Genomic DNA, 13,090 nt, shown 5'->3' on the forward strand with positions numbered 1-13,090 from the left:
ATCGGACGCGCTGGCCCGATTAAAGAAATAGTCGAACGCGTACTAATACCAGGGGGCGCGTCGTAACCTGACCTTTACCATGCCCGCTCTGCTCAATTCGCGCTGACGACCATGGTGTCGCCCTCGGGCGCGAGCGTGACGGCAAGCCCGCAGGCCTGCGCCAGAAGCCGCGTGTAGTAGGGCTGTACGCCGTGCGACTCGATCGGGCCGGCGTGGCTGCCGCTGAGCATCTCGGCGATATTCTGCGGCATCCGGGCATTGAGACCCGCGGCGATCACGCGGAACGACAGATTGTCTCCCTCGCCGACCGGATCGATCGTCAGCGTGCCTCCGCGCGGAATCGTCTGCTGCGCGATGATCAGCATGTTGAGCAGTAGCTTCACCCTGTTCTTGGCGAGCAGCAAGCGAGGCAGATTCCAGGCGATCTTGGTTTTCTCGTCCTCGAGATGGCCGCGCGCCATGTTCTGGGCGTCGCCGAGGTCGATCTGGGCGCCGGCGGAGCCCGCAGCGCCGAACGCCAGCCGGCAGAATTGCAGCCGGGCCGAGGCCGTCCTGGCGCTCTTGCGGATCAGATCGAGGGCGAAATCGCGATCTTCCTGCTTGGAACTGTCGTCCAGCACTTCGAGGCCATTGACGATCGCGCCGACCGGACTGATGAGATCATGGCAGACGCGCGAGCACAGCAGCGCCGCCAATTCGAGCGCGTCCGGGGCGGGGGCCTGGACGGGAGGGGTATTGCCGGACATTTGTCTGCTCCTCGGAACCGCTCGGCTCGTTCAAGACGAATCAGCCATGGTGAATGGCTTGATACACTGCGGCCGGTTGCGCTGCCAACATCACGGACCGGCGTCAACCGGCCAGACGAGGAAGACAGCTCATGGCGACGGGTCAGGCATTGGGACAAGGACCGGCCGTTTCGAACGATGCCGCCGCCGCCCTGATGCAGTCGCTGACCGACCTGGTGCTGCGGGCCGGCGCTGCGATCCTGGCGGTCGACCGCTCCGCGCCGGTCGAGCAAAAGCCCGACGGCTCGCCGGTGACGATCGCGGATCTCGCCGCCGACCGGATCATTGCCGAAGGGCTGACGCAACTTGCGCTGGGGATTCCCGCGCTGTCAGAAGAACGGTGCGCGCTCGGTCGCGCCGCCTCGGGCAGCTTCTTCCTGATCGACCCGCTCGACGGCACCAAGGATTATGTCGCGGGCCGCGACGAATTCACCGTCAATCTGGCACTGGTGACCGACGGCAAACCGCTGCTCGGCATCGTCGGCGCGCCGGCGCTCGGGCTCGTGTGGCGCGGACTGGTCGGCCATGGCGCCGAGCGCCTGACAATCGGCGCCGACGGCAAGGTCGCCACCGCCGCGCCGATCCACACCCGACCGATGCCGTCCACCGGCGACCCCTGGATCGTGGCGATCAGCCGGCTGCACCTCGACGACCGTACCGTGGCTTTCATCGAGAGCCGGCCAGGCGCGGTGCGAGCGCCGATGGGCTCGGCGCTCAAATTCTGCCGGATCGCCGAAGGCGAGGCCGACATCTATCCGCGGCTGGCGCCGACCTGCGAATGGGATATCGCCGCGGGCGCTGCGGTGGTGATCGCAGCCGGCGGCCGCCTGACCGACGGCAGCGGCGCCTCGCTGCGGTTCGACGAGCCGCGGCCGAATTTCATTGTGCCGGAATTCATTGCCTGGGGCGATCCCCGAGCGGCAGGCTGAGCTATTTGGCAAGCGTGGTGAGCAGCGCCGGCCATTGCCGCCGGGCCTCGCGCAGGTAACGCTCCGGGTCGGCGGCGAAAACATCCCGGTCTTGCTCGGTGCTGAACAGATACAGCCGCTGGCCGCTGACCAGCCAGACCAGCGCATTGCCCTGCAACGGAACGCCGCGCGAGACGCCGACCGGATCATAACCGCCGAACTGCGGCGCGTAGATGTCGGGACGGGCGGCGAAGGCGGCCCGGTTTGACGAGTTCGCGAACCGCCAGATCGCGCCGCTCGACGCGACTTCGAATTCGGCGTCGCCGCGGCGCGGCGCATGATCGGTGAAATAGGCCACGGGATCGAAACCGTCGATCGCCAAGCCCGAATGCCGGTCGACCACCACCCGCTCGGTGGTCGTCGCCTGCGCCGGCTGCGTCGCCCCGACCGGCAACATCAGCAGCGCGGCGAGCCCGATCGTGGCGAATCCGGGGCGCAGTCCGTTTCTTTCCTGCCGTTGTGCCGTCATAGTTGAACCCGATAAAGTTCGAATCGCGGGGCAGAGGCCGCCACCATATTGGGATGCGAGTCAGCGTCCGGTTAAAGTGGCGCCGGGGATCGAAGACCCAGGGGTGAGTTTGATGACCATCGTTTCACGTCGTGCCGCGCTGGCGCTGTTTGCGTCGGCGGCCTTCATCGTGCCGGCTGCAGCCCAGCAGCAGCAACCGCTGCCGCCCAGGGCGCAAGCGAGCCCGAGTACCTACGGGCCTGAAGAACTGACGAACGCCGGCCACCGATTCTTCGGCAACGTTTCGCGGGGATTAGCCTCGGTGATCGAGCGTGCGGTCAGCCAATGGGGGCTGCCCAACGGTTACGTGCTGGGCGAGGAAGGCTCGGGCGCCTTTGTCGCTGGGTTGCGCTACGGCGAGGGCACACTCTACACCAAGAACGCCGGCGATCTGCGGGTGTACTGGCAGGGCCCATCGGTCGGCTTCGACTGGGGCGGCAACGGCGCGCGCACCATGACGCTGGTCTACAACCTGCCCTCGACCAATGCGATCTACCAGCGCTTCGGCGGCATCGACGGCTCGGCCTATGTGGTCGGCGGCTTCGGCATGACCGCGCTCGCCGCCAACGGCATCGTGCTGGTGCCGATCCAGTCCGGAATCGGACTGCGGCTCGGCGCCAATATCGGCTATCTGAAGTTCACCCCGACCGCGACCTGGAATCCATTCTGATCCCGCTTCGCCACCGCACCGCCCTTCCCGTTCGCCGCCGATATTCACGTTAACGCGGCAACGGGCTGGCGTTGCGGCGCCGCCGCGTGGCATTGTGCGGCCGAACTTTCCGGCCGGAGGGCGGCGTTTGCCCGGGCTAATGGTCCGGGCCGTGGCCCGCCGCGACCATCGGCTCGCAATCAGACCTCGCGCAGGCGCAATCCGCCACCTCAGCCGGATCGCGGAGCGTGGGCTCTCGGTTTCTCGTGAGGGAGAACGTCATGGTCGAACAGATCATGTATCTGGCGATCGGATTTCTGGTGGCGATGATGCTCGCGCTGATGATCGCGCCGCTGGTGCATCATCGCGCGGTGCGGCTCACGACCAAACGGCTGGAGGCGGCGACGCCGCTGTCGATGGCCGAGATCCAGGCCGACAAGGACCAGCTCCGCGCCGAATTCGCGATGTCGGCGCGGCGGCTCGAGATGAGCGTCGAACAGCTCAAGAACAAGACGACCAGCCAGTTCGCTGAACTCGGCCGCAAGACCGACGCTGTCAATCGCCTCAAGGTCGAGCTCGCCGAGAAAAACGCTGCGATCTTCACGCTCGAAGCGCGCGAGAAGGCGGTGAAGGAGCAGCTCCGCACCACCGAAGAGGAGTTCGCCGCCAAGACCCAGGCGCTGCGCAGCGCCGAGACGGCGCTGGCCGAGAAGCAGGCCGAACTGGCACGGATCAACACCGAGCTGGCCGACCGCTCGATGCTGGCCGACACGAGGCAGGTCGAACTGGTGGCGGTGCGTACCCAGATCGAGGAACTGCGCGCCCGCGTCGGCGACGCCGAGAAGGAATTCACCGCGACCCAGACCCGGCTTGAAGCTCAGCGCGGCGAATCCGTCAGCGCGACTCGCGAGCTGGACGACGCACGCGGCCGCGTCGACAACCTCAGCCACCGCGTCGCCGATCTCGACCGGCAACTGCTCGCGCAGGTCAAGGAAGCCGAGACGCTCGGCAGCCGCGTCGCCGCGCTCGAGGCCGAGAACGCCGAGCTGCGGGCCGCGAGGGAGGCCGCCGAAGCCGCCCTGCAACAGCTTCGCGGCGGCGCCGGAGGCAACGCCAAGGGCAATGCCAAGACCAACGCCAAGGCCGCCGTCGCATCGCCGGACCTCGCCCGGCTGCGCGACGAGAACGCTGCGCTCGAAGTGCAGCTCCGCCAGGCCCGCGATGAAGGCGCCAAGGCGCAGCGCGAGCTGGCGGCAATCCAGCAGCAGACCGAAAACACCTGGGCCACCGAGCGGATGGAAAACGCCTTGCTGCGCGAGCGGATCAACGACATCGCCGCCGAGGTTGCCAAGCTCGCGATGACCCTGGAAGGCCCGGATTCGCCGATCCAGGCGATTCTGTCCGGCCAGAGCACGCCGTCGCCCGCCGCCCCCGCACCGACCGCTCAGCCCGCCGCAGCTGCCCGCGCCAACGGCGCCGAAGCCCCGCTCGCACCGCCGGCAGTCGCCGGCGGCACGCTGGCCGAACGCATCCGCGCGCTGCAATCGCATGCCTCGCGGGCGCGCCAGATCGGCTGACGCGTCAGATCGGCCGAGGGTCTGCGGCAAATGGGGGAAGCCAGAGCCAAAACTCGGGCTTGGCGCTTGACACCCCCGCCCCGCACTCCGTAAATCGCGCGATCAACGATCGTCGGACCGGCCACCTCGCGGCCCCGTCCTGATCGGTCCCGGGCGCATAGCTCAGCGGGAGAGCGTTCCCTTCACACGGGAGAGGTCCAAGGTTCGATCCCTTGTGCGCCCACCATTAAACCCCCTTGAAACACTCAAATTTTTCGATTGCTCTCTGGTGACTAGAGAGCACCAAGGGGCACTGAAGACCAGAACATAGTGGGAACATTCGTGCATGGGCCGGCTATCCCGTTCTCGGCTCGTTCGCTCATGGGAATACGAATGGGGATGACCTCCCCTTCGACCTACCACGCCGAGGCCGCCAAGCGGCGCAATCCCGCCAAACTGTCGGCACCAAGCAGAATGCCGCCCCGACGATCGAAGTTCGGCGCGTGTTCGAGAAGAACTTCCAAGTCTACGGCGTGCGCCAGGTAGCGCATCGAGCACGTTCGTGAGGGCCCGCCGGCCGACGATCCGGCGGGCACAGGCGTCGATGACGAAGGAGCTGTTGAACTATTCCGACTTCGCAGGATTCGCGCTCGATTCCAGCTTGACGGGCTGGACCACAGGCGGTTTCCACGCGCCATTCAAGGCTGTCGGCTCCGGCCAATAGATCCGCATCACGATGTAGGCCGGTCCGTTCGGCGCCGGCAGCCAGTTCGAGGTCTTGTCCGGCCCCGGGGACTCTTTCTGCAGTAACAGCGTCAGAGAGCCGTCCGGGTTCTTCTTGAGGTCGGGCAGCATCGGCGAGTTGATCAGATATCGATTGATCGGATTGTCGATCAGGAGTTGCGTCTTGCCGTCATACATCGTCACCGACCAGAACGCCTTTGTGGGCGGCAGCGATCCCGCCGGGAACGTCAGAGCGTAGTTGGCAACGCCCGTGTCCGGCTTCTTACCCTCGCTATCCGCGGCGAGCATCGGATAAAGCGCCTCGCTGGCGTCGTTGCCGTAAATGCCGGCCATCGCCGCCGCCGCGCGGCGCGCATAATCTGCGCCATACATCGCCCGATCGCCGAATGCGCTGGTGGCGACGCGCCAACCATTCTCGACCCGGCCGAGCGTGTCGATGGTCGCCTTGATCTTCTCCAGCCCGCTCTTGACCCCCGCCTCGAGTTCTTCCTTCTGCGCAGCGCTCAATGCCCTGACGTTGAACGGCTTGCCCGGCAGGATTCCGATCTTCGCAAAACGCGCGCGCATTGGCGCCTCGACGGCCGCAGGCCCGGTCGCCGGCGTGAAGGTGAGCAGGAAATTCAGATAGGTGAACGGGTCCTTGGCCGCGAGCTCTTTGTCAATCATCGGCCACTGGACCGCCGGCGCGGCCGCGGGTGCGGCGCGCCCGAGGAATTTCGACAGTGGTACCGCTCGGTATCCGGCCTGAATTTTCTTAACGTTGTCGAGATCCGCACCGTTGAACAACTGGGTCCGGATCAAGCCGAGCGAAAACGCGGTCTCGCTGCGAAACACCTTGGCAATGCCGTCCGGCGCCTTGCCCTTCCAGCGCGGCCCGGCGATGAGCGCGCATTGCGCGGCGTTGCCGCTGGTCCGGGTGCCCATGTAACCGTAGTTGAAAGTGTACATGTCAATCAGTTGAAGGGAGAAGTAGCGCGATTTCTCGATTTCCGGATTGCAGATGACCACCGGTTCGGCGCGCAGGTCCATGCCGATGAAGGAATACGGCGTGTCGCTGTTCGGCGTCACCACCGCGGTATCGGCCGGCGTATAAACGCGCGCGGTGTTGTACAGCTGATTGAACGGCGCCTTGTATTGCGAGGACTTGGTATCGACGAACGATTCGTAATAAATGGCGTAGCTCATCACCATTGGAAAGCCGTAGACGAACGCTTCCTCTGCGATCACCTTGACCTCGCCTGCTGCGAGTCTGTCCTTGGCGGTGGCGCTTTCCAGACCGAGCGTTCCGACCGCCATCGCGGCTATTGCCGCTGGTGCCAACGCCTTCATCGACGCGAACATCTTCATGCAAGCCTCCCTGAGAACACATTGGTCTCGTGCAATTCTTTTAAGGGGCAGTCAGGACTGCATTGATTTCGCGCAAAGCGCTGCTTTGTTCAAGTCCTGGGCAATCGGAAGTACCCCACCGTCTTGACCAGGCTGGCCGCTTTGCCTCGCGCTTCGGACGTCACGCGTTGAACAGTCTCCCCAAAGCTCGGTCGTTCCGGGCAACTGAAGGTCTTCCAAGTCCGTGAAGCGAACTTGGGTGGTTAAACCTGCTGCTTGCGTGATTGCTGGTAATCAATCGCTCCGAAACGGATGAACAAACTGTAGCCTGACGGGGGCCGCAGGACGGCAGTCGCGTACCGGACCTGAGTAAGACCAGTGACGGTTCAGTGGACGGGCAATTGAGCTAATCCCAGCTTCCGCGCGAACTCAACGGGGCTGAGATATCCGATCGTCGAATGACGTCGGGTCGGATCGTAGAACCGCTCGATGTAGTCAGACACATCGGCTTTGGCCTCGTTCCTGGTGCGATAATTCTTGCGGGCGATCCGCTCGGTCTTGAGCCAGGAGAAAAAGCTCTCTATCGCCGCATTGCACCAATTGATCCGGCACAAAGCGAGGGCGCCAGCGCTCGGTTACGCGAATCTGCAGATGGCCATCAGACCATCGGCGGGATGCGGAACGGACACCATGGCTCACACCCTTGAACAGAAGATCATCGGCTTGCTCGAGCAGGAGACAGCGCTGCGGCAATGGCTGGAGCAGATGCGCGCGCTGATCAAGGATGCGCGCGGCGCCACCTTGATCGCCGGGCTGACGGCGGAGGAAACCGAGGAATTCCTGCGGCTCGATCCGCGGGTCCGCTCGCATCGCGGCGGCATGACCGATGCCGAGCTCGAGGCGGCGAGCGAACGGCACTCCGAACTCAAGCACAAGATCGACGCCGCGCTGCAGGACAACGTAATCGAAAGCCTGAGCGACTGGGGCGGCGTCGCCGCGCGGGGTTGATCAGGGGCCGCGACGAAGTGCTTCGACCGCGAGCCGCGTCCCGTGGGCGTGACGGATCCCGGTTCTGTGGCGCAGCGCTGCGCGCTGCACCGAACCAGCACGCGGACCAGCCTTACGCCGACGCCTGCTCCGTCGCCTTCGGGGCGACCGGGGCGCAGAATTTTTGGGCGAGCCAGGACGACAGCATCGCCGGCACCAGGCCGACCAGACCGTAGAGCACGAGTTGCTCAGAACCCATGTCGGCGCCGCGGTTGCTGTACATGAAGGCGGCGGCGGCGAAACCGATGATTCCGACGATCAGCATCCGCACCACCGGGCCGATCCGGCCGATGTGGCAGATGATCTCGTCGATCGCGGCCATCATCAGCGCCGGCAGCAGGCCGAACAAATAGCTGTACTGCAGCGACTTGAACAGGACGATGAAGAACTTCTTCACTTCCATCAGGTTGGTGTGGTGCCAGTATCCGGAGAGATAGCTCGTCGTGAACAGCAGCAGCAGTCCGCCGACAAAGGGACTGAGCGCGCCAAAGATCAGATATCGCTTCATGCCTGCTCCACCACCGACGCCCGCGCCGCCGCGGGCGTAAGCTACGCCCGAAGCGGGCGCTTCGACAACCGGGCCATCGGGCGCACGCCTTCGGGCCGCTGCGTCTTACATTTGAACTTCGATCAGATTCGGTCCGCTGCCGCCGGTGCCGGCATCCAGAGCCTTGTTCAGCTCGTCAGCGCTCGAGACGGCGCGGGCCGGAACTCCCATGCCCCTGGCGAGCGACACCCAGTCGAGCGCCGGCCGATCGAGCGTCAGCATGTCCTGCGCGCGCTGGCCGGGCTCCCCGGCGCCGACGCCGTCGAATTCGCCGCGCAGGATCTGGTACTTGCGGTTGGCGAACACCACCGTGGTCACGTCGAGGTTTTCGCGCGCCTGCGTCCACAGCGCTTGCAGCGTGTACATCGCGCTGCCGTCGCCGACCAAGCAGATCACCTTGCGATCCGGGCACGCCACCGCGGCGCCGACCGCGACCGGCGGCGAGAAGCCGATCGAACCGCCCATATTCTGCAGCCAGTCGTGCGGCGGCGCCGCAGCCGTCGGCGGAAAGAACCCGCGGCCGGTAGTGATCGATTCGTCGATCACGATGGCGTTCTCCGGGATTGCCATCGCAATCGCCTGCGCGATCGAGGCATGGGTCAGCGCGCCGGTCGGCCGCGCGATCTCGGCGAGCGTTTGCGGCTGCGCGTCCTGCGCCTTGGCGCCGAGCGCGCCGGCGAGCGCTTCCAGCGCGGCAACTGAATTCTCGCCGCCCTCGGTCATGCGATGCACCTCGCAGCCCTCAGGCTTCAGCAGGCTCGGCTTGTTCGGATAGGCGAAGAACGCCACCGGGTCGTTGGCCTCGACCAGCACGATATGGCGGAAGTCCTTGAGGATCGGCAGCGCGGATTCGATCACATAGGGAATCCGCTCGATCGAATAGCGACCCCGGCCGCGCGCCATCCGCGGATTGTAGGTCTGGCCCATCACACGGCAGCCGCTCTTGCCGGCGATCCGCGCCGCGAGGTCGAGGCCGTGCTCGGTGAGCGCACCGCCGGTCAGCAGCAGCAGCGTCGGCTCGCCGGAGCGCAGTACCCGCGCCGCCGCCTCGACGGCATGCGGCGAGTAGCTCGGGCGCTGCGCGTCTGCCGGCACGTCGGCGATGCCATCGGCCTCGTTCCAGGCGGTGTCGGCCGGCAGGATCAGCGTAGCGATCTGCGGCAGCGCACTTTTTGCCGCGGCGATCGCGGCGGCGCCGTCGCGCGCCACCGATTGGGCGTCCGGAGAGGTGCGAACCCACGCCGACATCGGCCGCGCCAGTCCCTCGATGTCGGAGGTCAGCGGCGCGTTGTAATCGATGTGGTAGGTGGCATGTTGGCCGACGATATTGACGATGCCGGAATTCGCCTTCTTGGCGTTGTGCAGATTGGCGAGGCCGTTGGCGAGGCCGGGGCCGAGATGCAGCAAGGTCGACGCCGGCGTGCGCTTCATCCGGAAATAGCCGTCGGCGGCGCCGGTGACGACGCCCTCGAACAGCCCGAGCACGCAGCGCATCCCCTCGACGCGGTCGAGCGCCGCCACGAAGTGCATTTCCGAGGTGCCGGGGTTGGCGAAACAAACATCGACGCCGCCATGAACAAGCGTCCGCACCAGGCTCTCGGCACCGTTCATCATAGCTCTCCCCGGTTGTGACGTTTCTTCGACCGATCAACCATTGTTCCGCGATTTCGTCAAAGGGCTGCATCGCGGATCAGAATTGCGCGAGGCGGCAGCCCGCCCCAAGGCCACGGCTTGCGCAATCGCCACGATTGTGGCCTGTCTCTGGTCAGATTCCGACGATTGCGAGGTTCACGATGGTTCGTTCCGCCCGCTTGTTTGTATTTGCAATCGCCTTTGCGACGGCAGGGGCCTCCCAGGCGTCGGCGCAGGAAGACCTGCGCGACGCGATGGGATTCGGGTCCTTCTTCCGCTCCGGCCCGGCGAGCGCCAATCCGGTTCCGCGCGAGCGCGTCAACTTCATGGGCAGATATGCTCCGGGAACGATCGTGATCAGCACCGCGGAGCGGCGGCTTTATCTGGTCGAACCCGACGGCACGGCGCTGCGCTACGGCATCGGCGTCGGCCGCGACGGCTTCCGCTGGGCGGGCACCCACCGCATCACCGCCAAGAAGGAATGGCCGAGCTGGACGCCTCCGGCCCAGATGCTGCGCCGCCGCCCCGACCTGCCGCGCCACATGGCCGGCGGCGAGGACAACCCGCTCGGTGCCCGCGCAATGTATCTCGGCTCGACACTGTACCGCATCCACGGCTCCAATGAGCCGGAGACGATCGGCCAGGCGGTATCGTCCGGCTGCTTCCGGATGACCAACGAGGACGTCGTCGACCTGTATCAGCGGGTCCGCGTCGGCACCACGGTGGTGGTCAAAAACTAACACAATCGCGTGCGCGGGTCGCGCGCGCGACCCAGGCGCGTCGAATTTCAGGTTGTGCACCGGCCGGGATTGCGGCAGCGTTCCGCAATGCAATGCGGCTTCCGCCCCCGGCCCTCCCGACGCGCGCTCGCGGCGACCTTCGCCGCCGCGCTGGCGGTGTTCGCCGCGGTCCCGGCCGACGCCGCCGACAACACCGACATCTCGGCGAACCAGCGCGCCGAGAAGAAGGACTTCACCGACAGCCAGATATTTGACGGTTTCTTCAAGACCGCGTTCGGTGCCGAGTACCACCTCGCCGGCCGGGTCGACCGCATCCGCAAGTTCGATGGGCCGGTGCGGATTCATGCCGAGGGCGAGACCCGGCCCGACCGCCGCGACCAGCTCGAGCGGGTGGTCGCCGACATCGCCAAGCGGGTGCGCAATCTCGACATCGCGATGACCGACGACAGCAACGAGGCCAACGTCACCGTTCACCTGGTCCGCGACAGGAACCTCGGCAAGACCATCTCGACGTTCTACGGCGCCGAGCGCGCGCGCGAAATCAATGACTCGCTCGACCCGCAATGCCTGTCAGGCTTCCGCAAGAACGAAAAATTCGAGATCGAGCACGCCGACGTCATCCTGACCATCGACAACGGCGACTTCGTCTTCCTTGATTGCGCCTATGAGGAACTGCTGCAGTCGCTCGGCCCGATCAACGACACCGACAAGGTGCCGTGGACGATGTTCAACGACAACGTCCAGAAGGGCTATTTCGACGTCTACGATCAGTATCTGATGAACATCCTGTACCACCCCGAGGTCAAGCCCGGGATGACGGTGCAGGAGGTCAAGGCCGTGCTGCCGCAGGTGATGAGCGACGTGCGCAGCTTCGTCGGCAAGACCAACGGGCTGAGCCCTTAAGCGCGGGAACGAAGGCCCCGCGCAAGGCCTCGCTGCAAGAGCCACCGGAAGCGGGCCGCCTCGCAGCAACCACGGCGAGCCCCCGTCATTCCGGGGCGCGCTCGAAGTGAGCGAACCCGGAATCCAGAGGTTGTCGCGAACGATCGATGAACAGATCGAGATTCCGGGTTCGCGAGCTACGCTCGCGCCCCGGAATGACGTCGCGAGAATAACGCGCGACCGCCGCTATGCGGTCTTGGCGAACAGCTCACGCCCGATCAGCATGCGGCGGATTTCCGAGGTGCCGGCGCCGATCTCGTACAGCTTGGCGTCGCGTAGCAGCCGTCCGGTCGGATAGTCGTTGATGTAGCCGTTGCCGCCGAGCAACTGGATCGCGTCGAGCGCGCATTGCGTCGCCTTTTCGGCGGCAAACAGGATTGCGCCGGCGGCGTCCTCTCGCGTCGTCTCGCCGCGGTCGCAGGCCTTGGCCACCGCATAGACGTAAGCGCGCGAGGCATTCATCGTCACATACATGTCGGCGACCTTGCCCTGCACCAGCTGGAAGGTGCCGATCGGCTCGCCGAACTGCTTGCGCTCGTGCACGTAAGGCAGCACCACATCGAGACAGGCCTGCATGATGCCGAGCGGACCTGCGGCAAGCACAGCGCGCTCGTAATCGAGGCCGCTCATCAGCACATTGACGCCGCGGCCGACCTCCCCGAGCACGTTCTCTTCCGGTACTTCGCAATCCTGAAACACCAGCTCGCCGGTGTCCGAGCCGCGCATTCCGAGCTTGTCGAGCTTCTGCGCGGTGCTGAAACCCTTCATGCCCTTCTCGACCAGAAACGCGGTCATTCCGCGCGGCCCGGCGTTGGGATCCGTCTTGGCGTAGACCACCAGAGTCTCGGCGATCGGCCCGTTGGTGATCCACATCTTGTTGCCGTTGAGAACGTAGCGGTCGCCCTTCTTCTCGGCGCGGGTCTTCATCGACACCACGTCGGAGCCGGCGCCGGGTTCGGACATCGCCAGCGCGCCGACATGTTCGCCTGAGATCAGCTTCGGTAGATATTTACGCTTCTGCGCATCGTTGCCGTTGCGGGAGATCTGATTGACGCAAAGGTTGGAATGCGCGCCGTAGGACAACCCGACCGACGCCGAGGCGCGGGAGATCTCCTCGACCGCAAGGCAATGCTCGAGATAGCCGAGGCCAGCGCCACCGTACTCCTCATCGACCGTGATTCCGTGCAGCCCGAGCGCGCCGAGCTTCGGCCATAAATCGCGTGGAAACGTGTTGGTCTTGTCGATCGCGTCGGCGCGCGGGGCGATTTCATTGGAGGCGAAATCCCGCACCGTTTCGCGGATCGCATCCGCGGTCTCGCCGAGATCGAAATTAAACATGCCTTGCGCGTTGGGAATCATGGTCGGGCTGTCTCCACTCGGGGCGCGCGGCTAGAAGCGGCGCGCCGGTCTTCTGGTTGCGGCCACCATGTCATGGCGCCGCAGGGCTGAGAAGGCTCCATTGGTCGTCCCGACCGGCCTTTCCAGAACCTTCGCCAGCGCCTCGACGCAAGTCTCCGCCGGACGGAAAATCGGCAGTCAAATCAATTTGTTCGATCCCATGCCGGCGTGTGTCCGGGATACTTGCGCTGGCCGTGACAACCGGTTGTAATCGACGCTGATCCGCCACAGGCAACAAGGCGGACGAT

General features: G+C 65.3%; 12 protein-coding genes, 1 tRNA gene and 1 pseudogene. 7 read left to right on the top strand and 7 right to left on the bottom strand.

Going from position 1 to position 13,090, the window contains the following annotated elements:
• Positions 1 to 92 precede the first annotated feature (92 nt).
• Positions 93 to 746, bottom strand: coding sequence for a histidine phosphotransferase ChpT (chpT, locus tag BMY71_RS08395; protein ID WP_011504066.1), 654 nt, complete (start codon positions 744 to 746; stop codon positions 93 to 95).
• Between the two features lie 131 nt (positions 747 to 877).
• Here chpT and BMY71_RS08400 point away from each other — a divergent pair, with 131 nt between their 5' ends.
• Entirely contained in the window at positions 878 to 1,714 is an 837-nt protein-coding gene (locus BMY71_RS08400; protein ID WP_092683018.1) for a 3'(2'),5'-bisphosphate nucleotidase CysQ family protein, read from the top strand.
• 1 nt (position 1,715) lies between these two features.
• Here BMY71_RS08400 and BMY71_RS08405 read toward each other — a convergent pair whose 3' ends face one another.
• Entirely contained in the window at positions 1,716 to 2,222 is a 507-nt protein-coding gene (locus BMY71_RS08405) for a YHS domain-containing (seleno)protein (protein ID WP_011504068.1), read from the bottom strand.
• A gap of 112 nt (positions 2,223 to 2,334) precedes the next feature.
• Between BMY71_RS08405 and BMY71_RS08410 the strand changes: the two genes are divergently transcribed.
• The 3 genes from BMY71_RS08410 to BMY71_RS08420 all read left to right on the top strand — a co-directional run bounded on the left by BMY71_RS08410 (position 2,335) and on the right by BMY71_RS08420 (position 4,713).
• Positions 2,335 to 2,931, top strand: a complete 597-nt coding sequence (locus BMY71_RS08410; protein WP_011504069.1) for a DUF1134 domain-containing protein — start codon at positions 2,335 to 2,337, stop codon at positions 2,929 to 2,931.
• Between the two features lie 260 nt (positions 2,932 to 3,191).
• Positions 3,192 to 4,487, top strand: coding sequence for a coiled-coil domain-containing protein (locus tag BMY71_RS08415; protein ID WP_092683020.1), 1,296 nt, complete (start codon positions 3,192 to 3,194; stop codon positions 4,485 to 4,487).
• Positions 4,488 to 4,638: 151 nt separating this feature from the next.
• Positions 4,639 to 4,713 (top strand) — tRNA-Val (locus tag BMY71_RS08420).
• A gap of 377 nt (positions 4,714 to 5,090) precedes the next feature.
• On the opposite strand, the gene BMY71_RS08425 is transcribed toward BMY71_RS08420, so the two are convergent.
• Positions 5,091 to 6,551 (bottom strand): DUF1254 domain-containing protein, encoded by a 1,461-nt coding sequence (locus BMY71_RS08425; protein ID WP_430715322.1) that lies wholly within the window; start codon positions 6,549 to 6,551, stop codon positions 5,091 to 5,093.
• Between the two features lie 371 nt (positions 6,552 to 6,922).
• Positions 6,923 to 7,135 (bottom strand): annotated as a pseudogene (locus BMY71_RS08430) (IS3 family transposase); the annotation flags it as partial.
• A 91-nt stretch (positions 7,136 to 7,226) separates the two neighbouring features.
• Here BMY71_RS08430 and BMY71_RS08435 point away from each other — a divergent pair.
• Complete coding sequence (locus tag BMY71_RS08435) at positions 7,227 to 7,544, top strand: hypothetical protein (RefSeq protein WP_041805434.1); 318 nt, start codon at positions 7,227 to 7,229, stop codon at positions 7,542 to 7,544.
• 112 nt (positions 7,545 to 7,656) lie between these two features.
• On the opposite strand, the gene BMY71_RS08440 is transcribed toward BMY71_RS08435, so the two are convergent.
• Together BMY71_RS08440 and BMY71_RS08445 are read right to left on the bottom strand one after the other, a co-directional pair.
• Complete coding sequence (locus BMY71_RS08440; protein WP_011504073.1) at positions 7,657 to 8,091, bottom strand: DUF5413 family protein; 435 nt, start codon at positions 8,089 to 8,091, stop codon at positions 7,657 to 7,659.
• 105 nt (positions 8,092 to 8,196) lie between these two features.
• Positions 8,197 to 9,741, bottom strand: coding sequence for an acetolactate synthase large subunit (locus BMY71_RS08445; protein WP_092683173.1), 1,545 nt, complete (start codon positions 9,739 to 9,741; stop codon positions 8,197 to 8,199).
• Between the two features lie 182 nt (positions 9,742 to 9,923).
• Between BMY71_RS08445 and BMY71_RS08450 the strand changes: the two genes are divergently transcribed.
• Both BMY71_RS08450 and BMY71_RS08455 read left to right on the top strand, forming a co-directional pair.
• Positions 9,924 to 10,502: a L,D-transpeptidase gene (locus BMY71_RS08450; RefSeq protein ID WP_092683024.1), complete on the top strand. Its 579-nt coding sequence runs from the start codon at positions 9,924 to 9,926 to the stop codon at positions 10,500 to 10,502.
• 87 nt (positions 10,503 to 10,589) lie between these two features.
• On the top strand, positions 10,590 to 11,405 hold the full coding sequence (locus BMY71_RS08455; protein WP_092683026.1) for a DUF2927 domain-containing protein: 816 nt from the start codon (positions 10,590 to 10,592) through the stop codon (positions 11,403 to 11,405).
• Between the two features lie 225 nt (positions 11,406 to 11,630).
• Here BMY71_RS08455 and BMY71_RS08460 read toward each other — a convergent pair whose 3' ends face one another.
• Entirely contained in the window at positions 11,631 to 12,803 is a 1,173-nt protein-coding gene (locus BMY71_RS08460) for an isovaleryl-CoA dehydrogenase (protein ID WP_011504079.1), read from the bottom strand.
• Positions 12,804 to 13,090: the final 287 nt, after the last annotated feature.

It is taken from the genome of Rhodopseudomonas pseudopalustris (genome assembly GCF_900110435.1).
GTDB classification, from domain to species: Bacteria; Pseudomonadota; Alphaproteobacteria; order Rhizobiales; family Xanthobacteraceae; genus Rhodopseudomonas; species Rhodopseudomonas pseudopalustris.